This is a genomic window from Alloyangia pacifica, assembly GCF_020524285.1.
Lineage (GTDB): Bacteria > Pseudomonadota > Alphaproteobacteria > Rhodobacterales > Rhodobacteraceae > Salipiger > Salipiger pacificus_B.
Genome location: NZ_JAIVKX010000005.1, coordinates 203,434 through 227,487 on the forward strand (window position 1 = coordinate 203,434; position 24,054 = coordinate 227,487).

General features: G+C 68.7%; 23 protein-coding genes. 14 read left to right on the forward strand and 9 right to left on the reverse strand.

What is annotated here, in order from left to right; translation table 11 throughout:
* Window positions 1-49 precede the first annotated feature (49 nt).
* Window positions 50-1,444, reverse strand: coding sequence for a PLP-dependent aminotransferase family protein (locus tag LC039_RS09315; protein ID WP_226623507.1), 1,395 nt, complete (start codon window positions 1,442-1,444; stop codon window positions 50-52).
* A gap of 58 nt (window positions 1,445-1,502) precedes the next feature.
* On the opposite strand from LC039_RS09315, the gene LC039_RS09320 reads away from it, so the two are divergent.
* The 6 genes from LC039_RS09320 to LC039_RS09345 all read left to right on the forward strand — a co-directional run bounded on the left by LC039_RS09320 (window position 1,503) and on the right by LC039_RS09345 (window position 9,415).
* Window positions 1,503-1,982 (forward strand): Lrp/AsnC family transcriptional regulator, encoded by a 480-nt coding sequence (locus LC039_RS09320; RefSeq protein ID WP_226623509.1) that lies wholly within the window; start codon window positions 1,503-1,505, stop codon window positions 1,980-1,982.
* 132 nt (window positions 1,983-2,114) lie between these two features.
* Entirely contained in the window at window positions 2,115-3,572 is a 1,458-nt protein-coding gene (locus tag LC039_RS09325; protein WP_226623511.1) for an NAD-dependent succinate-semialdehyde dehydrogenase, read from the forward strand.
* Window positions 3,573-3,625: 53 nt separating this feature from the next.
* On the forward strand, window positions 3,626-4,996 hold the full coding sequence (locus LC039_RS09330; protein WP_226623513.1) for an aspartate aminotransferase family protein: 1,371 nt from the start codon (window positions 3,626-3,628) through the stop codon (window positions 4,994-4,996).
* A 434-nt stretch (window positions 4,997-5,430) separates the two neighbouring features.
* A complete protein-coding gene (locus LC039_RS09335; protein WP_226623514.1) occupies window positions 5,431-7,377 on the forward strand; it encodes a 3-dehydroquinate synthase in 1,947 nt (648 codons plus the stop codon).
* Entirely contained in the window at window positions 7,374-8,561 is a 1,188-nt protein-coding gene (gene eboE, locus LC039_RS09340) for a metabolite traffic protein EboE (protein ID WP_226623516.1), read from the forward strand. The genes LC039_RS09335 and eboE overlap by 4 nt, the downstream gene beginning before the upstream one ends.
* Complete coding sequence (locus LC039_RS09345) at window positions 8,558-9,415, forward strand: UbiA family prenyltransferase (protein ID WP_226623518.1); 858 nt, start codon at window positions 8,558-8,560, stop codon at window positions 9,413-9,415. Before eboE ends, LC039_RS09345 begins: the two co-directional genes overlap by 4 nt.
* Here the strand turns inward: LC039_RS09345 and LC039_RS09350 are convergent.
* Window positions 9,412-10,797, reverse strand: a complete 1,386-nt coding sequence (locus LC039_RS09350; protein ID WP_226623520.1) for an alkaline phosphatase family protein — start codon at window positions 10,795-10,797, stop codon at window positions 9,412-9,414. The genes LC039_RS09345 and LC039_RS09350 overlap by 4 nt on opposite strands.
* A 97-nt stretch (window positions 10,798-10,894) precedes the next feature.
* Here LC039_RS09350 and LC039_RS09355 point away from each other — a divergent pair, with 97 nt between their 5' ends.
* The 4 genes from LC039_RS09355 to LC039_RS09370 all read left to right on the forward strand — a co-directional run bounded on the left by LC039_RS09355 (window position 10,895) and on the right by LC039_RS09370 (window position 13,904).
* Complete coding sequence (locus LC039_RS09355) at window positions 10,895-11,638, forward strand: EboA domain-containing protein (RefSeq protein ID WP_226623528.1); 744 nt, start codon at window positions 10,895-10,897, stop codon at window positions 11,636-11,638.
* Window positions 11,638-12,558, forward strand: a complete 921-nt coding sequence (locus LC039_RS09360) for a TatD family hydrolase (RefSeq protein ID WP_226623529.1) — start codon at window positions 11,638-11,640, stop codon at window positions 12,556-12,558. Before LC039_RS09355 ends, LC039_RS09360 begins: the two co-directional genes overlap by 1 nt.
* 367 nt (window positions 12,559-12,925) lie before the next feature.
* Window positions 12,926-13,243 (forward strand): hypothetical protein, encoded by a 318-nt coding sequence (locus LC039_RS09365; RefSeq protein WP_226623530.1) that lies wholly within the window; start codon window positions 12,926-12,928, stop codon window positions 13,241-13,243.
* Window positions 13,244-13,343: 100 nt separating this feature from the next.
* On the forward strand, window positions 13,344-13,904 hold the full coding sequence (locus tag LC039_RS09370; RefSeq protein WP_226623584.1) for a hypothetical protein: 561 nt from the start codon (window positions 13,344-13,346) through the stop codon (window positions 13,902-13,904).
* 35 nt (window positions 13,905-13,939) lie between these two features.
* Here LC039_RS09370 and LC039_RS09375 read toward each other — a convergent pair whose 3' ends face one another.
* Window positions 13,940-14,836 (reverse strand): LysR family transcriptional regulator, encoded by an 897-nt coding sequence (locus LC039_RS09375; protein ID WP_226623531.1) that lies wholly within the window; start codon window positions 14,834-14,836, stop codon window positions 13,940-13,942.
* 133 nt (window positions 14,837-14,969) lie between these two features.
* Between LC039_RS09375 and LC039_RS09380 the strand changes: the two genes are divergently transcribed.
* The 3 genes from LC039_RS09380 to LC039_RS09390 are packed head-to-tail and all read left to right on the forward strand — an operon-like array spanning window position 14,970 to window position 17,689.
* A complete protein-coding gene (locus LC039_RS09380; protein ID WP_226623536.1) occupies window positions 14,970-16,145 on the forward strand; it encodes a cytochrome P450 in 1,176 nt (391 codons plus the stop codon).
* A gap of 47 nt (window positions 16,146-16,192) precedes the next feature.
* Window positions 16,193-16,516 carry a 2Fe-2S iron-sulfur cluster-binding protein gene (locus LC039_RS09385; protein ID WP_226623538.1) on the forward strand — a complete coding sequence of 108 codons (324 nt, stop codon included), beginning with the start codon at window positions 16,193-16,195 and terminating at the stop codon, window positions 16,514-16,516.
* Window positions 16,517-16,519: 3 nt separating this feature from the next.
* Complete coding sequence (locus tag LC039_RS09390) at window positions 16,520-17,689, forward strand: NAD(P)/FAD-dependent oxidoreductase (protein ID WP_226623540.1); 1,170 nt, start codon at window positions 16,520-16,522, stop codon at window positions 17,687-17,689.
* Window positions 17,690-17,693: 4 nt separating this feature from the next.
* On the opposite strand, the gene LC039_RS09395 is transcribed toward LC039_RS09390, so the two are convergent.
* The 6 genes from LC039_RS09395 to LC039_RS09420 all read right to left on the reverse strand — a co-directional run bounded on the left by LC039_RS09395 (window position 17,694) and on the right by LC039_RS09420 (window position 22,591).
* On the reverse strand, window positions 17,694-18,290 hold the full coding sequence (locus LC039_RS09395) for a ferric reductase-like transmembrane domain-containing protein (RefSeq protein WP_226623541.1): 597 nt from the start codon (window positions 18,288-18,290) through the stop codon (window positions 17,694-17,696).
* 5 nt (window positions 18,291-18,295) lie between these two features.
* Entirely contained in the window at window positions 18,296-18,784 is a 489-nt protein-coding gene (locus LC039_RS09400; RefSeq protein WP_226623542.1) for a twin-arginine translocation pathway signal, read from the reverse strand.
* 200 nt (window positions 18,785-18,984) lie between these two features.
* Entirely contained in the window at window positions 18,985-20,061 is a 1,077-nt protein-coding gene (locus LC039_RS09405) for a 4-oxalomesaconate tautomerase (protein WP_226623543.1), read from the reverse strand.
* 66 nt (window positions 20,062-20,127) lie between these two features.
* Window positions 20,128-20,799: a 4-carboxy-4-hydroxy-2-oxoadipate aldolase/oxaloacetate decarboxylase gene (locus LC039_RS09410; RefSeq protein ID WP_226623544.1), complete on the reverse strand. Its 672-nt coding sequence runs from the start codon at window positions 20,797-20,799 to the stop codon at window positions 20,128-20,130.
* A 77-nt stretch (window positions 20,800-20,876) separates the two neighbouring features.
* Entirely contained in the window at window positions 20,877-21,839 is a 963-nt protein-coding gene (locus tag LC039_RS09415; RefSeq protein WP_226623545.1) for a VOC family protein, read from the reverse strand.
* A gap of 20 nt (window positions 21,840-21,859) precedes the next feature.
* Window positions 21,860-22,591, reverse strand: coding sequence for a PIG-L deacetylase family protein (locus LC039_RS09420; protein ID WP_226623546.1), 732 nt, complete (start codon window positions 22,589-22,591; stop codon window positions 21,860-21,862).
* A 217-nt stretch (window positions 22,592-22,808) separates the two neighbouring features.
* Between LC039_RS09420 and LC039_RS09425 the strand changes: the two genes are divergently transcribed.
* Window positions 22,809-23,993: a LysR family transcriptional regulator gene (locus LC039_RS09425; protein ID WP_226623547.1), complete on the forward strand. Its 1,185-nt coding sequence runs from the start codon at window positions 22,809-22,811 to the stop codon at window positions 23,991-23,993.
* Window positions 23,994-24,054 lie beyond the last annotated feature (61 nt).

Consider the following 24,054-nt stretch of genomic DNA (forward strand, 5'->3'; position numbering starts at 1 on the left):
AATGTCTATATTAAATCATGACAATTTCAGGCGAATCGCGATGTGACTGTCAACCCGGGGGATGTCCGGGCATGGGCAACAAAGCGGCGAGGATGCCCAGGGCCTGCTCCAGTTCTCCCCTGCCGAGCCCTCCGAGGCACAGCCGGATCGCCGGCCGGCGGTCGGTCACGGCGAAGTTCGCGCCGGTCGCCACGGCCACGCCATTGCGCAGCGCCTGGCGCTGAAATGCCCGTTCTCCAAGGCCTTCCGGCAAGGGCAGCCAGCGGTGCAGCCCGTAGGCAAAGCCCGCGCTCTCCGGCCCGAGGGCGCGTTGCGCCTGCCGGTTGCGCGCGGCGAGCTCCTTGCGGTGTGCCTGCAGCAGATCGTCGGCGAGACCGCTTTCCATCCAGTCGACGGCGATCTCGGCGATAATCGGCGTGGCCATCCAGGACACCGAAAGATGCCTGTTAACAGTGCGCTCCGCGAGGTGATCGGGCATCGCAAGAATGCCGAAGCGCAGCCCGGGCGACAGGCATTTTGTCAGCCCGGTGAAATAGAAGCTGCGTTCAGGGGCGAAACTGGCCACGGGAGGCGGGCGGCGCGGGGCCAGCGGTCCCAGCGGGTCGCATTCGAGGATGAAGAGCCCGGCGGCACTGGCCGCCCGGGCGAGCTCGGCGCGGCGCTCGCGGTCGATGACATGCGCATAGGGCCCGGCCCCGGAGGGCAGCAGGTAGAGTGCCTTCATCTGCCCCCCAGAACCCGCGGCGGCCTCCACCAGCGCCTCGGGCAGCATGCCGCGCGCGTCCTGCGCGATGCCCTGCAGGCGCAGGCCGAGCTGGCGGGCGGCGGGCTTCAGGGTGTGGCTGGTGGCTGCCTCGCAGGCGATGACGTCACCATGGCGGGCGACGGTCATCAGGGCGACGAACATCGCCGGGGTCACGCCGTTGGTCACCAGCGTGCGCGCCGGCTGCACGATCAGCCCGCAGCGCGCCAGCCAGGCCGAGGCCGCGGCGCCATAGCGCGCCAGCGTCTCGCCGGGCCGCAGCGCGAACATGGTCTCATGCGGCGGATGCGCGGCGATGCGCTGCAACGCGTCGCGCCAGGCATCGGCGATCTGCGGCAGGTGCACCGGGGTCATCAGCGATAGGTCGAGCGGCGCGCGACTGGCCGAAGTGCGGTGCCAGGGGATCTCCACCGTGTCGCGCGGGCCGGACTTCACGAAGGTGCCGCGCCCGACCTCGCCCGAGACCATGTCGGCGCGGATCAACTCTTCATAGGCGCGGCTCACGGTCTGCACCGAGATGCCGAGCTGCCAGGCCAGGTCGCGATGCGCCGGCAGCCGGTCGCCGGGGCGCAGGCTGCCGGCGCCGATGGCGGCGACGATCCCCTGCGCGACGCTTCGATAGGCAGGGCGGGTGACATCCTCGGGGGTGAGCGGCCAATGCGACATAGGGAGCAGGGTCAAGGACGATCCGGGACTTGTCCAGATTGACATCACGGGTTTTCGCCGGAACAAGCATGACATGGACTCCACCCGCCTCGACCGCAGAGACATCGCGATCCTCGCCACGCTCAGCCGCGAGGGCCGCATCACCAAGACCGAGCTCGCCGCCCGCGTGAACCTCTCGCCGACCCCGTGCTGGGAGCGGATGCAGCGGCTCGAGAAGGCCGGGCTGATCACCGGCTACCGCGCCGAGATCGACCTCGCGGCGCTCGGCCCGCACGTGCAGGTCTTCGTCACGCTCGAACTCGACAGCCACCGCGCCGAGAGCTTCCAGCTCTTTGAGCGCACCGTGGCGCGGATCGACGAGATCACCGGCTGCTGGGCGATCGGCGGCGGCTACGACTACCTGATGCAGGTGGTGAGCACCGATGTCGCGGCCTTCCAGGAGCTGATGGACGGGCTGCTGGAAAGCCGGGCCGGGGTGCGGCGCTACTACAGCTACATCGTCACCAAGCCGGTGAAGAGCGACCCGCCCGCGCTGGGTCTGCTGCGCGGCTAGGGCAGGGGGCGCAGAGAGTTTCTCGCTCCCCGCGGGCACCGGCAGAGGAATTTTCTGGCCCGGGCGCGAAGTCCCGGAGAAATCTCTGCCCGCCGCGGATCATGTTTGCAGCATCCAAGGAGGTGCGCAGGCATGAGCGATCTTTCGAACAAACCGACGTTTGGACTGACCGACCCGGAACTGCTGTCCGGTGCCGGAGATTTTGCCGGGCAGGGCCGTCTCGCAGTGCGCGACCCGGCGAGCGGCGAGCTGGTCGCGCAGGTCGCGATCAGCGACGCGCATGGCGCGCGCGCCGCTGTCGATGCCGCCGATGCGGCCTTCGACGGCTGGGCCACCACCCTGCCGCAGGACCGCGCCGCGATCCTGCACCGCTGGCACGCGCTGATCGTGGCGGCCAAGGAAGACCTCGCCCGCATCATGGTCGCCGAGCAGGGCAAGCCGATCAGCGAGGCCCGCGGCGAGATCGACTACGCCGCCAGCTTCGTGCAGTTCTACGCCGAGGAAGCGCTGCGCCCGAACATCGAGGGCGTCACCAGCCACCTGCCCGACGCCGAGATGGAGCTCTGGCGCGAGCCGGTGGGCGTTGCCGCGCTGATCACCCCGTGGAACTTCCCTTCCGCGATGATCACCCGCAAGGCCGCCGCCGCGCTGGCCGCCGGCTGCACCGTGGTCATCCACCCCTCTGCCGAAACCCCGCTCTCGGCGCTGGCGCTGGCCGTGCTTGCACAGCGCGCGGGCTTTCCCGACGGCGTGGTAAACACAGTGGTCGGCGATGCCGCCGCCATCGTCGGCGAATGGACCTCGGACAAGCGGGTCCGGGCGCTGTCGTTCACCGGCTCCACCGAAGTGGGCCGGCTGCTCTACCGCCAGTCGGCGGACACGGTGAAGCGGCTGGTGATGGAGCTTGGCGGCCACGCGCCCTTCATCGTTTTCAAGGGCGCCGACATCGACCGCGCGGTGACCGAGGCGATCAAGGCCAAGTTCGCCACCTCCGGGCAGGACTGCCTCGGGGCCAACCGCTTCTACATCCAGCGCCCCGTCTACGAGGAGTTCTGCGAGAAATTCACCAAGGCGGTCGAGGCCCTGACGCTGGGCCGGGGTATGGATGATCCCGACATCGGACCGCTGATCCACGAGCGCGCCATCGACAAGCAGCAGGCGCATGTGGATGACGCCGTGGCCAAGGGCGCGAAGCTGCTCACCGGCGGCGGCATCGACGCAGGACTCGGCAAGCTTTTTTACAAGCCCACCGTGCTGGCCGACGTGCCGGACGCGGCGGCGATCATGTCCGAGGAAACCTTTGGTCCGGTCGCGCCGCTCACCGTCTTCGACACCGAGGAGGAGGTGATCGCCCGCGCCAATGCCACCGAGTACGGGCTGGTCGCCTACGTGCACAGCCTCGACCCGCGCCGCATCTACCGACTGACCCGGGCGCTGCAGTTCGGCATGGTCGCGGTCAACCGCACCAAGGTCACCGGCGCGCCGATCCCCTTCGGCGGCACCAAGCAGTCCGGGCTCGGCCGCGAGGGTGCCCGGCAGGGCCTCGAGGCCTTCACCGACATCAAATACGTCTGCCGCGACTGGGGCTGACCCCTGGGGGCTGATCCCCGCGCAGGCACCAACAGGATAGCAAAGGAGATGACATGCTGACCAACGACCAACTCGCCAAGTGGGACCGCGAGAACTTCTTCCACCCGTCGACCAACCTCGGCCAGTTCGCCCGCGGCGAGGGTCCGCAGCGCATCGTCACCGGCGGCAGCGGCGTGCACATCACCGACCGCGACGGCAACCAGCTGCTCGACGGCTTCGCCGGGCTCTACTGCGTCAACGTCGGCTACGGCCGCACCGAGATCTCCGAGGCGATCGCCAAGCAGGCGCATGAGCTCGCGTACTACCACGCTTACGCCGGTCACGGCTCGGAAGCCTCGATCACCCTGTCGAAAATGGTCATGGACCGCGCGCCCGACAACATGGCGCGGGTGTATTTCGGCCTCGGCGGGTCGGACGCCAATGAGACCAACATCAAGCTGATCTGGTACTACAACAACATCCTCGGCCGACCCGAGAAGAAGAAGATCATCTCGCGCTGGCGCGGCTACCACGGCTCGGGGCTGATGACCGGCTCGCTGACCGGGCTCGAGCTCTTCCACAAGAAGTTCGACCTGCCGCTGGCGCAGGTGATCCACACCGAGGCGCCCTACTATTATCGCCGCCCCGATCTGAACATGTCCGAGGCCGACTTCACCGCCCATTGCGTCGCCGAGCTGGAAGCGCTGATCGAGCTCGAGGGCGCGGATACCATCGCCGCCTTCATCGGCGAGCCGGTGCTGGGCACCGGCGGCATCGTGCCGCCGCCCGAGGGCTACTGGCCGGCGATCCAGAAGGTGCTCGACAAGCACGACATCCTGCTGGTGGTGGACGAGGTGGTGACCGGCTTCGGGCGGCTCGGCTCTATGTTCGGCTCGGACCACTACGGCGTGAAGCCCGATCTCATCACTTCCGCCAAGGGTCTGACCTCGGCCTACGCCCCGCTCTCGGCCTCGATCGTCGGCCAGCGCATGTGGGACGTGCTGTGCCAGGGCACCGACGAGTACGGTGTGCTGGGCCACGGCTGGACCTACTCGGCGCACCCGATCGGCGCGGCGGCGGGCATCGCCAACCTCGAACTGATCGACAAGCTCGGGCTGGTGGAGAACGCGGCAAGCACCGGCGCCTACCTGGTCAACACCATGCGCGAAGCGGTTGGCGAGCACGCCAATGTCGGCGAGGTCCGCGGCGAAGGCATGCTCTGCGCCGTCGAGCTGGTCGCAGAGCGCGACGGGCGCAAGTTCTTCGACGCCTCCGAGGGCAAGGGCGCCAAGGTCGTCGCGGCGATGCTCGAGCGCGGTGTGATCGCGCGCGCCATGCCGCAGGGCGACATCCTCGGCTTTGCGCCGCCGCTGTGCCTGACCACCGAGGAGGCGGACAAGATCGTCTCTGTCACCAAGGATGCGATCGCGGCCGTGCTGGACTGACTTCGCGCAGGAAAGGGTGGTGCCGGGTGCACCGCCGAGTTCAGCGGGTCCCTTCGGGCCCGCTGAACTCATTTCCGTCCTCCCGCGCCGAACGGGCTGCGCATGGCAGGCCCGGGGGCGAGGCACGGGCCACCTGACCCCCGGGGCCTGCGAGTGTCCAGCGGCGATGACGTGACCGTGGTTACTTTTGCCTCGCGGGCAGGGGAGGTGCCGGCGCCGGAAATCATCCTCCAAGTCAAATTCGGGCTGGCTGCCAAAAAATCAGGGCTAGGCGAATGGCGATCTCTTGCCTAGCCTGTCAGGACTCGTCCGTGCCGCTATCGGGGCATTTCCGCCCCTGGGTACGGATGTTTCGAAGTGAATTGATTGATACTCATATATTTTTTCTCTCCGGCCCACGCCGGGGCGCGATGTGTTTGAGAAAGGTATTTGTAATGTCGGTTTCCATGTCGCTGCGCTGGCTGGTGATTCTTGCCTTGCTGGTCCTGGTCCTCGGAGCGAGCTTCCTGCTCTTTGAAGGCCGAACCGAAGCCCTCGTCGACACGCTTCTGTCCCCCACGCAGAGCCCGTCCGGTGTCTGGCCTCTCATCGTCGCGGCACTGGCGCTCGACGTCATCCTTCCGGTCCCGTCGAGCGTGGTCAATGTCTCCGCCGGTACGATGCTCGGCGCTGCGCTCGGCACGCTCGTCTGCTGGACAGGCATGACCTTGAGCTGCCTGCTCGGCTACTGGATCGGCGCCACCGGCGGCAGCCGCGCGCTCGGCCGGCTTCTCGGCCCCGACTACCTCGCGCGCGCGGCGCAGGTGTCCGAGCGCATTGCCCTGGGGTCGGTTCTGCTGATGCGCGCGGTGCCGGTCTTGGCCGAAACCTCGACCATCGCCGCGGGGGTGGCGCGGCTGCCCCTGCGCAAGTTCCTCGGCGTCGTGGCGCTGGCCAACCTCGGCATCGCCGCGGCCTATGCCTCGCTGGGGGCGCTCGCCCTCGAGATCGACTCCTTCCTTCTGGCGCTCTGTGCCGCGCTGGCGCTGCCGGTCGCGGGTGTGGCTGGCCGGCTCGCGCTTGGCCGTTTCAGGGCCGCGACGGTGGCCACGGCCGAGCCGACCGGCTCGGAGAGCGGCATCGCGCCGGCGCCCGGTGCCGCAGCGCGGGGAAGGGACGAGACCGGACCGGAGCAAGCGCCCGGCACGCTGACCGTCACGCAAGCATTCTCGGTGGATTACGCGTATCGCGTGGTCTTCACGCGCGGGCTGTTCTTGGCGCACAACCCGGCGCTCCGTGAGGCGCTGGCCGCCGGGGCCGAGACGCGGCGCCAGCGTTGCGTGGTGTTTGTCGACCGCGATCTTCTGGCGCAGCTTCCGGGGCTGGCCGTCGAGATCAGTGCTTATTTCCGAGACACCGTGGAAGACGTCGAGCTGGTCGCCGCGCCGATTTCCGTCGCGGGGGGCGAGGGGATCAAGGCCGGGTTCGATAAGGTCTTCGAGCTCTACCGGATCATCCTCGAGCACCGTATTGACCGGCACTCCTACGTGATCGCGGTGGGCGGCGGCGCGGTGCTCGACGCGGTGGGCATGGCCGCGGCCACGGCGCACCGGGGCATCCGGCATATCCGGGTGCCGACCACGGTGCTGTCGCAGAACGACAGCGGCGTCGGCGTGAAGAACGCGGTGAACTTCGAGGGATCGAAGAATTTCGCCGGTTGCTTTGCGCCGCCCTGGGCCGTGCTGAACGATTTCGATCTGCTGGAAACGCTGCCTGCCGCCACCCGCCGCTCCGGCATCTCGGAGGCGGTGAAAGTGGCGCTGATCCGCGACCCGGCGTTCTTCGCCTGGCTCGAGGCCAACGCCGCCCGGCTGAAGCGCTTCGAGCCGAGGGCCGAGGAATACATGATCCGCCGTTCGGCGGAGCTGCACATGCGGCAGATCGCCAAGGGCGGCGATCCCTTCGAACGCGGCTCCGCCCGCCCGCTCGATTTCGGCCATTGGTCGGCGCACAAGCTCGAAGGGCTCACCCATTACGCCGTCAGCCACGGCGACGCGGTGGCCATGGGGATCGCGCTCGACGCGCGCTACTCGGTGTTGGCGGGGCTGCTGCCGCCGGGCATGGAGGAGCGCGTTCTGGCCGTGCTGCAGGCGCTCGGCCTGCCGGCCTGGCATCCGGACCTCGGTCGCCGCGACGACGGCGGGCGGCTCGAGGTCCTCGTCGGGCTCGAGGAGTTCCGCGAGCACCTCGGCGGCGAGCTGACCGTGACGCTGCTGTCGGACCTCGGTGACGGTGTCGAGGTGCACGAGATGCGCCCCGAGCTGGTGGCCGAGGCGCTTGTCTGGCTCGCGGCGCGGGCTGGCGCCGGGGCGGATGCGGACGACGCGGGGCAGGACGCATGAGGCTCGGCAACGGGCTGGGCACCCTGACCTACTGCCTCAACATCCATGCCACCGAAACCTGGGCCGACTGCGAAGCCGCCCTCAGCGGGCCGCTTCTGGCAGTGAAGGCGCAGCTCTGTCCCGACGGGCGTTTCGCCGTGGGGCTGCGGCTGTCCTCCAACGCGCTCGACGAGCTGGATCAGGGCGATCGCCGAGCATGGCTGAAGTCCTTCCTGCGCGAGAACGACCTTGTGCCCGCTACGATGAACGGCTTCCCCTACGGCCCGTTCCACGGCGTGCGCGTCAAGGAGCAGGTCTACCAGCCCGACTGGCGCGACCCCGAGCGGCTGCGCTACACTAACCGGCTCACCGACCTCATGGCCGAGTTGTCGGAGCCCGGCGACTGGGTCAGCCTCAGCACCGTGCCGGGCACCTTCCGAACGCTGGCCGAGGGCGCCGAGCCTGCCATGGCCGAGCACTACCTGCAGGCGGCGGCGCATTGCGTGGCGGTCAAGGCGCGCAGCGGGGTCACAGTGGCGCTGGCGATCGAGCCGGAGCCCTTCTGCTTCCTGGAGACCATCGCGGGCAGCGTCGCCTTCTTCGAGGAGTGGCTCTACAGTCCGACCGCCGTGGCGCGCTTCGCCGAGCTGACCGGGCTGGACGGCGCGGAGGCTGATGTGGCCCTGCGCGCGCACCTTGGCCTCTGTTACGACGTCTGCCACGCGGCGGTGGAATACGAGGACCCGGCGCAGAGCCTCGCCCTGCTGCAGGAAGCCGGCATTCCGATCCACAAGCTGCAGCTCAGCTCGGCGCTTCGCGCACGGGTCACCCCCGAGGTGCGTGCCGCGCTCGCGGCCTACGTCGAGCCCACCTACCTGCACCAGGTGCTCGCCCGCCGCGGCGAGGGCCCGATCACCGCCTGTTCCGACCTGCCCGAGGCGCTGGCCCGTGGCGCCGAGGCGGACGGCGAGGAATGGCGGGTGCATTTCCATGTGCCGGTCTTCCTCGGCTCGCTCGGGCTCTTCGACAGCACGCAGGACTTTCTCAAGGACATCCTCGACCTGCACCGGGCCGAGCCGATCTCACCGCATCTCGAAGTGGAGACCTATACATGGGACGTGCTGCCCCAAGAGCTGCGAACCTCGAGCGTGGACAAGGCGATCACGCGCGAACTGACCTGGGTGCTCGACCGGCTGGGGCAATGATCGGCACGGCGCTCAAGCTGGGGCGCGTGTCGAACCTGCCGACGGTCTGGACCAATGCCATGGCGGGGGCGCTGCTGGCGCTCTCCGCCGCGGCCGGTTCGGCGCTCGTGCCCATCCTGCTGAGCGCGCTGGCGCTGACGCTCTTCTACGTGGGGGGCATGTGGCTCAACGACGCCTTCGACGCCGAGATCGACCGCGCGCAGAAGGCGGACCGGCCGATCCCGATGGGAGAGATCTCGCAGGGCGCGGTGTTCCTCGGCGGCTTCGCCATGCTCGGGCTCGGCCTGCTGCTGACGCTGCCGCTTGGCGGGCTGGCGCTGATCTCGGCGTTGCTGCTCACCCTCAGCATCTTCCTCTACGACTGGCTGCACAAGCGCACCGCGCTGGCGCCTGTCATCATGGGGGTGACGCGGTTCTTCTGCTACGCGCTGGCCGCCCTCGCCGCCACCGGCGCCTTTCCGGGCGTGGCGCTCTGGGGGGCGCTGGGGCTGATGGCCTATGTGGTCGGGCTCACCTATGCCGCCAAGCAGGAGGCCTATGATCGGCTGGGCCGGGCGTGGCCGCTGGCGGTGATGGGGTTTCCCGCCGTGCTGGTGCTGGTGCTGGGTTGGGGCAACCCGCTGGCGCTGCTGATCGCGCTGGGGTTCCTCGTGGCCACCGGGATGGCCCTGCGATACCTCTTCCGCCGGGCGAAGGGCGACGTGCCGAAGGCCGTCACCCTGTTGATCGCCTCCATCTCTCTCTATGACGCGGCGCTGATCGCCGGGGTTCACGGGGGCTGGCTCCCGGCGCTCCTGGCGGTCGCCGGGTTTGCCCTCACGCGCGTGCTGCAGCGCCGGATTGCGGGGACCTAGTCGAAGACATGGCTCAGCGTCAGCGCCTTGAAGTCGACCGCCCGCACCGGGCCCTCCGGCAGCAATCCTGCCTCGGAGGAGATCACCAGCGGACCGTCGCCGGGATCGTCGGTGAGCCGTCCGTGGCTGCCCTTCACGAGGTCGGTCCGCGAGGGAGAGATCACGTCGAGCATCTGCCGGAAGCCCAGCTTGCGCTTCGCCAGCTTCCAGCCCGCCGCCAGCTTGGGAAAGCGCAGCGCGGGGTCGAGGAACAGCTCCACCGGGTCGTAGCCGGGTTTGCGGTGGATATCGACGGTGGGGGCGAAATCGGGTGCCTTGTCGTCGTCGAGCCAGTAGTAGTAGCTGAACCAGCGGTCGGGCTTGCTGATCGCCACCAGCTCGCCCGAGCGCGGATGGTCGAGGCCGTTGGCGCGCTTGCCGTCCTCGTCCCAGACCGCCTCGACCCCGTCGAGCCCCTCGACCAGCGCCTTGACCTCGGCAAGCCGCGACAGGTCGTTGACGTAGATATGCGCGAGCTGGTGGTCGGACATGGCAAAGGCCGCCGAGGCACCCGCGTCGAGGATTTCGCGCCCGTGCTCCTCGGGGCGGACGGCGATCAGCCCGGCCTCGCGCAGCGCGCGGTTGATATGGATGGCGTCACTGACCGGGGTGATGCCGTATTCCGAGACCACCAGCACCCGGCGTCCCTCGGCATCGGCGGCGGCGACCAGCTTGCCAACGAGCGCGTCGATGTCGCGCAGCGATTGCTGCACCTCGGGGTGCTCGAGATCGGGGCCGAACTTCTGCAGGTCGTAGTCGAGATGCGGCAGGTAGGTGAGGGTCAGCGTCGGCTGGCGCGTCTCCATCACGTGCAGCGTCGCATCGGCGATCCAGGCCGAGGAGGTGATGCTCGCCGTCGGCCCCCAGAAGGTGAAGAGCGGAAAGCGCCCCAGCTTGGCATCGAGCTCGTCGTGCAGCTCGGGCGGATGCGCATAGTGGTCGGGGATCTTACGCCCGTCCGCGGGATACATCGGCCGCGGCGTCGCCGAGTAGTCGGCGGTCGCGTACATGTTGTACCACCAGAACATCTTGGCGCAGGTGAACGACGCATCGCGCGCCTTGCCGGCGTCCCAGATCTTCTCGCCCTCCAGCAGCGAATTCGGCTGGCGCCAGAGCAATACCTCCTTGAGATCGCGGAAGTACCAGCCATTGGCCACGGCGCCGTGCCCCGAGGGCGGCAGGCCGGTCGCCAGCGTGGCCTGCACGGTGCAGGTGACCGCTGGGGTCACCGTCTCCAGCGGGCGCAGGCCACCGCGGGCGGCGAGGGCGGCGATGTTGGGGGTAAAGGGGCCGACAAGCTTCGGTGTCAGGCCGACGACAAGAATAACGAGAGTCGGTGTCATGAGATCAAAAAATATCCAGCAACAAAATACTTGCCGACTATGACGCGCGTCCCCTCCGCCCGTCCAGTGTTTCATTGACCACTTGGGAGAGAGTTTGATGACCAGTCCGAAAGACCTTTTGCAGCAATGGATAGGGGAGCGTGCGGGGGCCGAGAGGCCCTGGCTCGAGAACCAGCTCGCGATCCTCGCCGCCCCCGCGGCGACCGAGCGCGACCTGCACCTCTTCCTCGGTTTCGCGCCGCGGCGGCTCGGCAAGGCCGACCTTGCCCTCAGCCCCGAAGCGTTGGCCGCGGCAGAGGCCGCGCGCCCGGGCTGGCAGCCGGGAGACTGGAGCATCGACGGCGCCGCGCGGGTTCTGGGGCTGCTCACCTTCAGCGGTGACCGCCCCTTTGCCGAGACTTTCAAGGACCTGCGCCGCACCTCGGACGCCGCCGAGATGATCGCGCTCTACCGCGGCCTCCCGCTCTATCCCGAGCCCGAGAGCCTGCATTTCGAGGTGGGCGAAGGGCTGCGTTCCAACCTCAAGCCGGTGTTCGAGGCCATCGCCCACAACAACCCCTATCCGCGGGACCATTTCGACGAGCATCGCTGGAACCACATGATCCTCAAGGCGCTGTTCATCGGCGCGGCTCTGGGGCCGATCACCGGCCTACAGGACCGCGCCAATCCCGAGCTGGCCCGCATCCTCGTGCAATACGCGCGCGAACGCTGGGCCGCCGGGCGGCCGGTAATGGAGGAACTCTGGCCGCTGGTCGGCCCGTTTGCGGAAACCCCGGAAATCCGGACCCAGCTCGATCGGGCGCGGGCCGAAGGACGTGTTATCGAGGAGTTTGTGTCATGATGCTGATTGATCCCCACGCGCATATGATCTCGCGCACCACCGACGATTACGAGGCCATGGCCGCCGCCGGCGTGGTGGCGCTGATCGAGCCCGCCTTCTGGCTTGGCCAGCCGCGCACCTTCGTGGGCACCTACGTCGATTACCTGTCGACCATCGTCGGCTGGGAGCGCTTCCGTGCCGGGCAGTTCGGCATCCGCCACTATTGCACCATCGGGCTGAACTCGAAGGAGGCCAACAACGAGGAACTGGCCGAGGGCGTGATGGAATGGCTGCCGCGTTTCGCCCTCAAGGAAGGCGTCGTGGCTATCGGCGAGATCGGCTATGACGAGCAGACCGCGCTCGAGGACAAATACTTCCGGCTGCAGCTGACGCTGGCGAAGGAGCTCGGCCTGCCGGTGATGGTCCACACGCCGCACCGCGACAAGAAGCAGGGCACCAGCCGGTCGATGGACGTCTGCGAGGAAATGGGGCTCGACCCGTCGATGGTGATCATCGACCACAACAACGAGGAGACCGTCGGCGAGGTGCTGCAGCGCGGCTACTGGGCGGGCTTCTCGATCTACCCCTCGACCAAGATGGGCAACGCGCGGATGGTCGAGTTGCTCAAGCAATACGGCTCCGAGCGCATCATCGTCGACAGCGCCTGCGACTGGGGCATTTCCGATTGCCTGGGGGTCGCCAAGACCGCGCAGCTGGCGCTGCAGAGCGGTGTTCCCGAAAGCACCGTGCGCGCGGTCTGCTACGGCAACGCGCTCGCGGCCTACGGCCAGAGCGGGCAGATGAAGGAGAGCGACTGGCTCGAGCCCCCGGCGATCGACCAGCGCACGCTCTACGAGGGCAACTCGATCCTGCGCGGCGGCCGCGATCCGGTCATCGAGGAGCCGGGCACGCAGCGCCGCAAGGGGCTGACCATCGAATGAGCGCGCGGCCGTTCCCCGGGGCTCTGACCCGGGGACCGGCCGCACCAGGATGCCAGCAGGAAGACGTCTGCGTCGTCGTTTGCCTCTATGCCGCGAGGATTCCCCTGTTCCGCGCGGCAGCCCGCTGCCGCGTCCGTCAGTAATACGCCTTGGCGCCATGAGGCAGCCAAGGCGGAAGCTGATCAAATATGACGCGACGCCACCACTCACGGAGACTCATCACACGAACTACTCGCCAACTGACGCCACGTAGTCCGCGTAGCACGGCGCGCCACTGGCTCCAAGAGATTATCAATTCGATAATCTCGCGAAAGCCGAACCGTGACATTTCTTGACGGAAGGGCTCGGGTGTAGGAAGACTGCTCGAATGGACAAGCTCAGCTCAATTCTCCACCTGCGCGAGATGCTTCGGCAGCTCGAACGCGATGTCGGCCTCGAAGACCTCAGCCGCTTCGAGCGCGATGTGCTGCTCGCGGCGCACGGGCTGTGCCAGCGTCCGGGCGAGATGATCAGTTCCGAGCAGATCCGGGAGCATGCCCTGGTGCGCCCTGCGGCGCAGGCGACCTTCTACCGGGCGCTGCGGACGCTGCTCGCGCGTGGGCTGCTCGAGCGGGCCGGCGAGTCGAAGGCCAAGACCTATGTTGTGCGCAGCGATCTGATCGGCGCACCGCTGCCGCTGCACTGAGACGGGCGACGCAGACCGAGATGCCTGCATCAAGTCTTTCGACCTCCCACGCGCCTGAGCTCCCGCGCATGCCGATCCGCGAGGCGCGACCTTGAGCTTGGTGGTCAATTTCGCGGTCGTGGCCCTGGCCTACATCCTGGCGCACGGCCTGACGGCGCATCTGGTCACGCCGCTGCAGTCGCGCCTGCTGCCGGATGTCACCGCCTTCGCCAGCCTGGTCTACCTGCCGCACGGGGTGCGCGTGCTGTCGACCTGGCTGATCGGGCGGGTCGCCTTCTTTCCGCTCTGCCTGGGGGCATTCCTGTCCGAGGTGCTGTTCACGCCGGCCGAGGTCAGCGTGGCCACGGACCCGGTTATCCTTGTCTCCATCATGGTCGGGGCGGCTTCTGCGCTGCTGGCCTTCGAGGCGATGCGCGTGGCCGGGCGGCGGCTCTACGCCACGGAGCACAGATGCCTGCACTGGAAATGGCTCCTGCTGGTCGGCGCGCTGGCCTCGGTGATCAACTCGCTGGGGCAGTCGCTGGTCTTCTCCGGTGAGGTGCTGCCCGATCACTCGGTGGCGGTGCTCGCGGCCTATGCAGTGGGCGATCTCTTCGGCCTCGTGGTCACCACCCTCGTGTTGATGCTGGTCTTTCGCTGGATCAGGGTCTTCTCGGCCTGAGACGGGTTTCCCGCGCAGGCCGTCTCGCGGCGAGCTCAGGCCAGACCCGCCACCGTGCGCGAGACCAGATCGCGCACCCATTGCAGCACGGCAGAGCGATGCGTGCGGGCGCTCCAGACCATCTTGACCTCGATCGGCGCAGCAATCGGGCATCCGGTGATCGCAAGCGCCGGATCCTGGAGGAGCGCCAGGCGCCGCGGGATCGTGGCCACGAGGCGCGACCCGGCCACCAGCCGGTCGATGCCCGCCGGGCTCGGCACACGCAGCGCCACCTGCAGCCGGTGCCCTGCACTTTCGATCTCCTGCACGTAGGGAGAGACCCAGAGGCCCCCGTAGGTGATGAAGATGTGCTCGAAGCCGAGGTAGGTCGGCAGGTCCGGGCTGCTGCCCGCCGACGGATGCGCGCCGTCCATCAGGCAGGCATAGCTGTCGGTCAGCAGCATCCGCTCGTAAAGGGACACGTCCTGCCGGCGATAGGGGCCGATGAGCAGGTCGGCCTCGCCGTCGAGCAGACGCTGGTGGCCGCGGCCGGAGGCGTCGACCACTTCGAGCTGCAGGTTCGGTGCCTCCCGCCGCAAAGTGGCGACGAGCGCCGGGATCATGATGCTGCGCTCGTAGTAGTTGCAGGCGATGGTGATCCGGTCGGTGGCGGTGGCCGGATCGAACTCCGGCCGGGCCCGGATCGCCTCGAAGCCGGCCATGAGATCGAGCGCATAGGCCACCATCTCCTCGCAGCGCGCGGTCGGCAGCGTCTGGCCGGATTCGCGCACGAAGAGCGGGTCGTCGAAGACCCTGCGTAGCTTCTCGATCGCGTAGCTGACCATCGACTGGCTGACCCCCAGTTCCTCGGCCGCGCGGCTGAACGAGCGCTCGCGGTGCACCACGCTGAGGATGTGAAAACTGCGGAAATCCAGCTGCTGCGGGTCGATCATCGGGCCTCCTCGACCTCGCCTACCTAGGGCCATCTGAATTTTCGATCAAGTGTATCAAGCGGATCGGGTTGTGCGATGGAGGCCGATGTGGCCTCTTCGCCTGCAGCACGTTCTTTGGGAGGAGGCGTCGACAATGCCACTGGCACCTGTTGATGAGACTGTTGCAATCGGGGATCTCGTCCGGGATCCCTATCCGATCTATCGCCGCATGCGGGCCGAGACCCCGGTGGTCCGGGTGCCTTCGGTCAAGCGCACGTTCCTGACCAAGGCCGCCCACACCAAGATGGTGAAGGACGACCCGGTGCTGTTCAGCTCGAACGACCCCACCACGCCGATGGAGCCGGCGTTTCGGGCGCACACGCTGATGCGCAAGGACGGCGAGGAGCACCGCCGCGAGCGCATGGCGATGCAGAAGGCCTTTACCCCCAAGGTCATTAAGACCAACTGGGCGCAGCTCTACCGCGACATCACCGACCGCTACCTCGACCGGCTGCCGCGCGGCGAGACGGTGGATCTCTACAGCGAGGTCTGCGCCCCGGTCTCGGCGCGCATCCTGACCCATATCCTCGGCCTGGACGGGGCGAGCGACGCGGAGATGATGCGCTGGTCGCAGCAGCTGATCGACGGCGCGGGCAATTTTGGTTGGGATCCCAAGCTGTTCGAGATCACCGACAAGGCCAACGACGAGATGGACGTGCATATCGCCGCCTGCGCCGAGCGGCTCCGGGCGGAGCCCGACGACTCGGCGCTGTCGCTGATGGTGAATGCCGCAGACCCGATCCCGTGGAGCCAGATCGTCGCCAATATCAAGATCGCCATCGGCGGCGGCATCAACGAGCCGCGCGACGCCATGGCGACCATCGTCTACGGGTTGCTGACCAACCCCGACCAACTCGCGGAAGTGCGCCGCCAGGAGGCCTGGGGCGCGGCCTTCGAGGAGGGGATTCGCTGGGTGGCGCCGATCCAGGCCTCGTCGCGGCTGGTCATGGAGGATACCCAGATCGGCGGCGTGGACATTCCCAAGGGCGACATCGTGATGAGCATCCAGGCCTCGTCGAACCGCGACGAGGACCTGTTCGAGGACGGCGAGGACTACCGTGTCTTCCGCGACAAGAACCCGCATCAGGCCTTCGGCACCGGTCCGCACCATTGCGCGGGCGCGCATATCGCCCGGCGCACCGTGGGCGAGATCATGATGCCGGAGCTCTTCGAGCGCTTCCCGAACATGAGCCTGCCGGACCCCGAGGCGATCGTCTGGCACGGCTTCGGGTTCCGCGGCCCGCTCAGCATGCCCGTCACGCTCAACTGAGCGGCGGGCGCGGGACGATACAGCGACTTACCAAGGAGGAGGAAACCATGGTCAAGGTGACCTATGTCGCGGCCGATGGCACGCGCACCGAGGTCGACGCCGCGGTCGGCAGCAACGTGATGCAGACCGCGCTCGACAATGACGTCGATGGCATCGTCGGCGAATGCGGCGGGGCGATGATGTGCGCCACCTGCCATTGCTACGTCGACGAGGGCTGGACCGAGGCCACGGGCACGCGGCGGGATGGCGAGGACGACATGCTCGACTGCGCCGCCGACGAGGTGAAGCCGGTCTCGCGCCTGTCGTGCCAGATCAAGCTGACCGAAGAGCTCGACGGGCTGGTCGTGCACCTGCCCGAAGAGCAGGTCTGAGCGATGCGCGACGTCGTCATCATCGGCGCGGGGCAGGGCGGTCTGCAGGCGGCCATGAGCCTGCGGCAGGACGGCTTCGAGGGCACGATCACCCTGATCGGCGCCGAGCCCGGACTCCCCTACCAGCGCCCGCCGCTCTCCAAGGCCTATCTCAAGTCTGGCGATGCCGGGGCGCTGCAGCTGCGCCCGGAGAGTTTCTTCGAGAGCAAGCAGATCACGCTGGTGGAGGGCACCTGGGTCGACAGCATCGACCGCGAGGCACGAAGGGTGCACGCCGCAGACCGGGTATTTTCCTATGACCACCTGATCCTCGCCACCGGTACGCGCAACCTGCGTCCGCCGATCCCCGGGGCCGAGCTGGCGCTCGACCTGCGCACGCGCGAGGATGCGGCCCGGCTGCGCGCCGCGCTCGACAGGCCGATGCGCTGCGCGGTGATCGGCGGCGGCTTCATCGGGCTCGAATTCGCGGCGGTGGCGCGGGCGCTGGGGCACGAGGTGACGGTGGCCGAAGCCGCGCCGCGGCTGATGGCCCGCGCCGTCTCGCCCGAGACCTCCGCGCGCTTCCTCGCGATGCACCGGGACATGGGCACGCGGGTGCACCTGGGCGATCCGGTCTGCGAGGTGCGCGAGGATGGCATTTCGCTGGCGAGCGGCACGCGCATCGAGGCCGACCTGGTTCTGATGGCCGCCGGGGTCATCCCGAACACCGAACTGGCCACGGCGGCGGGGCTCGCGGTGGACAATGGCGTCGTGGTCGATGCGCAGCTGCTCACCACGGACCCGGCGATCTCGGTGCTCGGCGACTGCGCGGTCTTCCCCGATCCGGCGACCGGCCGCCCGGTGCGGCTGGAGTCGGTGCAGGCGGCAACGGATCATGCGCGGCTCATCTCGAAACGGCTGACGGGCAAGGCCGACGCCCCCTATGCCGCCGTGCCGTGGTTCTGGTCCGACCAGGCCGACTGCAAGCTGCAGATCGCCGGGCTCGCAGGGGCCGGGGACTGTTCGGTCACGCGCGAGGATGGCGCGACCTTCCGTTTTGCAGGGGAGCGGCTTTCTGCGGTGGAGACGGTGAACGACGCCCGCACGCACATGCAGTCGCGCAAGCGGCTGGCCGGGGCGCCGGTGCTGCGCAGCGCGCTGGAGGCGGCAGGGTTCGACATGGCGGGCGTCTGAGGCCCTAGCCCCGGCGCCGGACCTGACGCGTCGCGATCGCGGCGGCGGTCGCGAGCAGTGCCAGCGCGCAGAGCCCGGCCTTGGTCAGCGGCTCCATGGTGCCTTCGATGAGCAGCGCATGCGCCGCGGTCGTCGCCACGATCACGGCGGCAAGGCCCCGGTGCACCTGCCGCCACCGCCGCGACCTGCGCCGCCTGAGCGCCATCAGCCCCGCCGCCAGAACCGCCCACATGGCGATCACGCCCCAGAGCGAGAAGGGCGTCGGCGAGGCGAAGAGCAGCGCGTCGACCACGTCCGGCGGGCTGGTGATCCACAGGCCGGCGACATGCACGGCCACGGCGGCAACCAGCGCTGCGCCCAGCCACCTATGGAGCAGCCGTGCGCGGCCCCGCGACAGCCCGGGCAACGCGCTGCGGGCCAGGAGCGGTTGGACCAGGAGAAGGGCGAGCCCCACGATCCCGGCGAAGCCCGCGACGATGTAGACCGGTCGCCGCCAGGCCAGCAGCGGGCTCTCGGCAGCGGCCAGCACGGGCAGCAGCAGTGCCAGCGCGAGGCCGAGCCAGACCACCACCGCGCGGCTGCGCGGTCCGAGGGCGGGCAAGCGGATCAGGCCGGCTGCAGCACGAAGTGGGCTTCCAGGCTGCGGTCGCGCGCGCTGCGCATCACCGGCCGCAGGAAGACCGTCTCGAAGGCGCCGCTGTCGTAGGCGAGATGGCCGTGCGGCTGCCCGAAGGCGGGCACGATCTGCGGCATCTCGAGCCGGAAGCGGCCGGCCTCGTCGCTCAGCGTGGCCCCGTGGCTGTGCGGGTCGCGCTCGTGGCCCTCGGTGGTATGTGCCCAGATCTGGATGCGCTGCCCGGCGAGGGGAGCGCCATCGCCGGCGCGCCGGACGGTGCCGGACATCCAGAAGCCGCCGCCGCCGATGCGCTCGACCAGTGGCGCCCCCGGCAGGTAGTTGTTGGCCCCGCCGCGCATCGAGCGGGTCGGCGCCTGCGTCTGCGCGCGCGCCGGCACGCGCAGGCCGCTCCCGGCGGTGAGCAGCGCGGCACCGGCACCGGCCAAGAGCGTCCGGCGGGTCTGTGAAGCGTGGGTCATGCGAGGCTCCTTGCTGGAGCGCGCCGGGGCGCGCGGTCTTCAGGGATCCGTAGCCAGTGTACCGCGAAAGCGGCCTCCGCCAAACGTCATGGCGGCGCGCCCGGTAAAGATGCAGTGAGCCCGGGGTGAGGGGCCTGCGCCTCGATCACCGACATTGCGCACTCCGGGCATGGCCCCGGCGTCCCGCTCCGGGAACGCGCTCAGGCCCGGGGGAAGACCCGCCCGTCGAAGAGTTTGCGGGCGGTGCGCAGGGTTCCGGCGCGCTGCACCTTGCCGTCGGCGCCCAGTTCGAGAAGCACCTCTGCCGCGCCGGTAGGGTGCTCTATTGCGAACCTCGCGCCCTCGGGCAGCACCGCCACCTCGGCGGCGGGCGTGCCGGGCAGGGTGCAGGCGGTGGCCACGCTGACCGCGGCGAAGACGCCGATGCCGGCATGGCAGCGGTGGGGGATGAAGCTGCGGGTGCTGATCACCCCGCCCGCCTGCGGCGGCGAGACCAGCGTCATCTTGGGCACGGACTTCTCGGAGACACCGCCAAGGGTCATCCGCGGGCCTGCCTGCAGGCGGATCGACTCGAGCCTGGCCTTTAGCGCCGTGTCGCCATCGAGGGCCTCGCGACTCTCGATGCCGGTGATCCCCATGTCAGAGGCGCGCAGGATCACGCAGGGCATGCCGTTGTCGATCAGCGTGCATTCCACGCCGTCGATCACGTCCACCGGATTGCCGCTCGGCAGCAGGGCGCCGCACATGGCGCCCGCCAACCCCTCGAACAGCAGCGGCACCGGCGCGTGATGACCGGGCACCCCGTCGATGCGCGCCTCGCCCCTGTAGGTGACCCGGCCCCCCGGGGTCTGTACATGGGCGAGGGCGATCTCGCCGGTGTTGCGCATGTGGATGCGCACCTGGGTCTCGTCGCCCGCGACCGCCACCAGCCCGCGCTCGATGGCGGCGGGGCCGACCCCGGCGAGGATATTGCCGCAGCCCTGCGCGTCCGAGACCAGCGCCCGATCCACGAAGACCTGCAGGAAAAGATAGTCCACGTCGGCATCCGGGCGCGAGGGTGGCGCCAGCACCGCGACCTTGGAAGTCAGCGGGTCGGCGCCGCCGATGCCGTCGATCTGCGCCGGGTCGGGCGAGCCCATGATGCGCAGCAGCAGATCGTCGCGCGCCGCGGCCTCCGCAGGCAGCTCCGAGGCGAGGAAATAGGCCCCCTTGGACGTGCCGCCGCGCATCCAGAGGCAGGGAATGCCCGCTGTCTCGAAATCCTCGGTCTGTCCCATCTCGCGCCCTCTGCTCTCCCAGAACGGATCGGCCGTCGCCGGAGGCCGCGGCCCCGGTGGCCCGTCTCAGACGTATTTCAGGCCCTTCTCGGCCAGCCGCCCGCGCATGTCGTAGATGTCGAGCCCTAGCTCGCCCGCGGCGAGGCGCCGGCGCTTGGCCTCCTCGGCGGCCAGCCGCGCCTCGGCCTTCTCCCGCACCCACTCGGCGTCCTCGCGCCTGACGACGACGACGCCGTCGTCATCGGCGACGATCACGTCGCCCGCCGCGATCGCCTGCCCGGCGCAGACCACCGGCACGTTGACCGAGCCCAGCGTTTCCTTGACCGTGCCCTGCGCGCTGATCGCTTTCGACCAGACCGGGAAGCTCATCTGCGTCAGCTCCTTCACATCGCGGCAACCGGCGTCGATGATAAGCCCGCGGCAGCCGCGCGCCATCGCCGAGGTCGCCAGCAGATCGCCGAAATAGCCGGTATCGCAGGGCGAGGTCGGCGCGAGCACGAGGATGTCGCCCGCCTGCAGCTGCTCGATGGCCACATGCACCATCCAGTTGTCGCCCGGCGGCGCCGAGATGGTCACCGCCGATCCGGCGATCTGCGCGCCGGCATAGATGGGCCGCATGTAGCTCTGCAGGCAGCCCCTGCGGCCCTGCGCTTCGTGTACCGTGGCGACGCCTGCGCGCCCCAGCGCCTCGATGACCTCTGGCGCTGCCCGCGCCACGTTCTGAACCACGACTGCCATGACCGCTCTCCCGCTTCTTCTCTTTCCAAATACGCACGTCCCGGCGGTCCCGCAGGCGGCACCGCCGGGCAGGGGTGTCAATCCTTCACCGGCGGCGTGCCGTGGGTGTGGAAGCTCTCGATGGTCTTCAGACCCCAAGCCTGGCCCTTGTTCCGGTCGTCCTCGGTCCAGCACACCGGCTGCCAGTCGGGCGCGAGGATCAGCCGCGCGCCGGCATTGGCCAGCTCGACGCGGTTGCCCGCAGGCTCCCAGACGTAGAGGAAGAACGTCCCCTGGATGGCATGCTTGTGCGGCCCGGTCTCGATGTGCACGCCGTTCTGCAGGAAGATGTCGGCGGCGCGCAGGATGTCCTCGCGCTGGTCGGTGGCATAGGTGACGTGGTGCAGCCGGGCCTTGCCGCCGCCGTGCTCCTCGGTGCAGGCGAGGTCATAGGTCTTGTTGTTGACGGTGAACCAGCAGCCGCCGATCCGCCCGTTGTCGAGCTGGATGTACTCGGTCACGCGCGCGCCGAGGCAGGTCTCCATGAACCGCCGGAACTCTGCGACGTCGGAGCTCAGCAGGTTGAGGTGGTCGAGCCGCCGCGGCGCGGCACCGGTGAAGGCGCTGGCGGTGTTCTTCAGCGCGGCTTTCTCGGCATCGTCCTGCGGTTCGTACCACCGGGTCTCGTAGTAGATCTCGAAGACATGGCCGAAGGGGTCCTCGAAGCGGAAGGCGCGGCCGTGGCTGAGGTCGCCCTCGGTCCAGCCGTGCACCTTGTAGCCCGAGGCTTCGATGATCGCGACACGGCGCTCCAGCGCCTCGGGCGATGCGGCACGGTAGCCGATGTGGGCAACGCCGGTGGTGTCCGAACGGGTCAGCTTGAGCGTGCAATATTCGTAGTCGTCCCAGGCGCGCAGATAGGCACTGGTCTCGTCCATGCCCGACAGTTTCAGGCCGTAAACGCGGGTGAAGAAATCGAGGCTCTCGTCGAACCTGTCGGTGAGCATTTCCACATGGCCGAGATGGGCGATGTCGAAGCTGGGATTGGTCGGCTGGCGCATGGTCTGTTCCTTCCTCGGCCTCAGAGCTCGTCCACGGTGCGCGGAAAGATCGACTGGAAACCTTCGGCATATGTGCAGTCACGCCCGCCGGACATGCCGCCGGAGTTGCGCTTGAAGTGGTTGGCGCGCTGCTGCGCGACGCGGGTGTAATAGTCCCACAGGTGCAGCTGGCCCTCGTTGCACTCCATCGCCTTGCGCTTCTTTTCCCAGACCGGGGTGATGTCGAGGAAGGTGTCGGGCTTCCATCCCATCTGCTCGGTCTGATGCGGCTCGAAGAGGTAGAGCTGCGGCGCGCCGAGCACCGCCTCTCCCGGGTTGTGGCCCCAGGCCTGGGCGATCATCCGGCATTCGAGCGACACCTGCGACATGTACATGTGGTCGGTGTTGTAAGGATCGTACTGAGAATGGCTCATCATAAACTTCGGCTGAACCTTGCGGATCAGATCCACCAGCGCGTCCTTGTCGACCCGGTCGAGCTGCAGCGGGTAGTCGCCTTTGTCGAAGCAGACAAGCTCGTGCACGCCGAGCGCCTCGGCGGCCTTCTCGGCCTCCCCGCGGCGGATGCCCTTGACCTGTTGAAGCGACTTGCCCTCCTTCCAGAGCCGCGCGCTCTCGCCGCGTTCGCCGAAGGAGAGGCAGGCCACGGTGACCTCGTATCCCAGCTCTGCGTGCAGCGCGATCGCGCCGCCGCAGCGCCAGACGAAATCGGCGGCATGGGCGGACAGGATCAGCGCGGTTTTCTTGTCGGACATGATGTCTCCTCCGGGTGTCTTGCCCCGGGCATCTCATGCCGGCCGCGATCAGGGCAATTTCGAAACACGTCCCGCAGCATAAGTTGTGGCTAGAGTTGGTGGAACGCAGGAAGGTATTGTGGCAAATCTAGCAAAGCCCGGACATCAGCAGGAAGCTTGGCGTGCACCACAGAACAGCCCCCGACAGACAGCCGCGCCACGGGTGCGCCGCGGCGCGATGATCTCGCGCAACCTTCGTCACCTGCGGGTCTTTCTCGCGGTGCTCGAACTGCGCTCGCTGACGCTGGCTTCTGCGCGGACCCGGGTGTCGCAGCCGGCCGTGACGCAGGCGCTGGCCAAGCTTGAGGCGCAGGCGCGGGGTCCGCTCTTCGACCGCACGCGGCACGGGGTGTTCGCGAATGAACGCGGGCGGGTTCTGGGCGCGCGGGTGGCACGGGCCTTCGCCAGGCTCGATCCGGCGCTGGCCGCGCTGTCGCCGCGGCTTTGCCTCACGGCCTCCAGCTCGCAGCTTGCGGCGCTGATCGCGGTGGTCGACACGGAGAACTTCACGCTCGCGGCGCGCAGCCTCGGCCATGCGCAGCCCACGGTGCACCGCGCGATCACCCAGATCGAGACCGAAGCAGGGCAGAAGCTGTTCGAGCGGCGACGCAACGGGCTGGTGGCGAGCCGCGCCTCGGCGACACTCGCGCAGGCCGCGCGGCTGGCCTTTGCCGAGCTGGAGCAGGCGGAGGCGGATCTGGCCGAGATCGACGGGCGCGAGGTCGGGCAGATCGTCATCGGAGCCTTGCCCATGGGGCGCTCGGTGCTGCTGCCGCAGGCCGTGGCGGCGTTCCGCAGGCAGCGCCCGCAGCAGCCCCTCCGCATCGTCGACGGGCTCTACGACGACCTGCTCGTCGGGCTGCGGCGCGGTGCGATCGATCTCATTCTCGGCGCGCTGCGCGATCCCGCGCCGATCGGGGACGTGGTGCAGGAGCTGCTCTTCGATGATCAGCTCGCCATCGTGGTCCGGCCGGGGCATCCGCTGACCGAAGCGGGGGCGCTCGACGTCGAGCTTCTGGCGCGGCAGAGCTGGGTGGTCCCGCGCGAGGGCACGCCGTCCCGCGCGCAGTTCGATGCCTTCTTCAGGGGGAGCCCCGGCGGCGGGCCTGCAAGCGTGATCGAGGCCGGCTCGATCCTGTTCATGCGCGAGCTCCTGGCGCGGGGCGACTTCCTCGGCTGCATTTCCGAGGCGCAGGCTGTCGCGGAGATCGCCAATGGCACGCTGCAGAGGCTCGATGTTGCCGCGGGCTGGGAAAACAGGCCGATCGGCCTGACCCTGCGAAGCGACTGGGTGCCGACCCGGGCGCAAAGCCTGCTGCTGACGCGCCTCAGGGAGGCGGCCCGGTCCTTCGTTCGGAACTAGCCCGGATGTGCCTGTCAACCCGGGCGGACGGGGCGGAGGGTGTCGCGGGGGCGTGGCACAA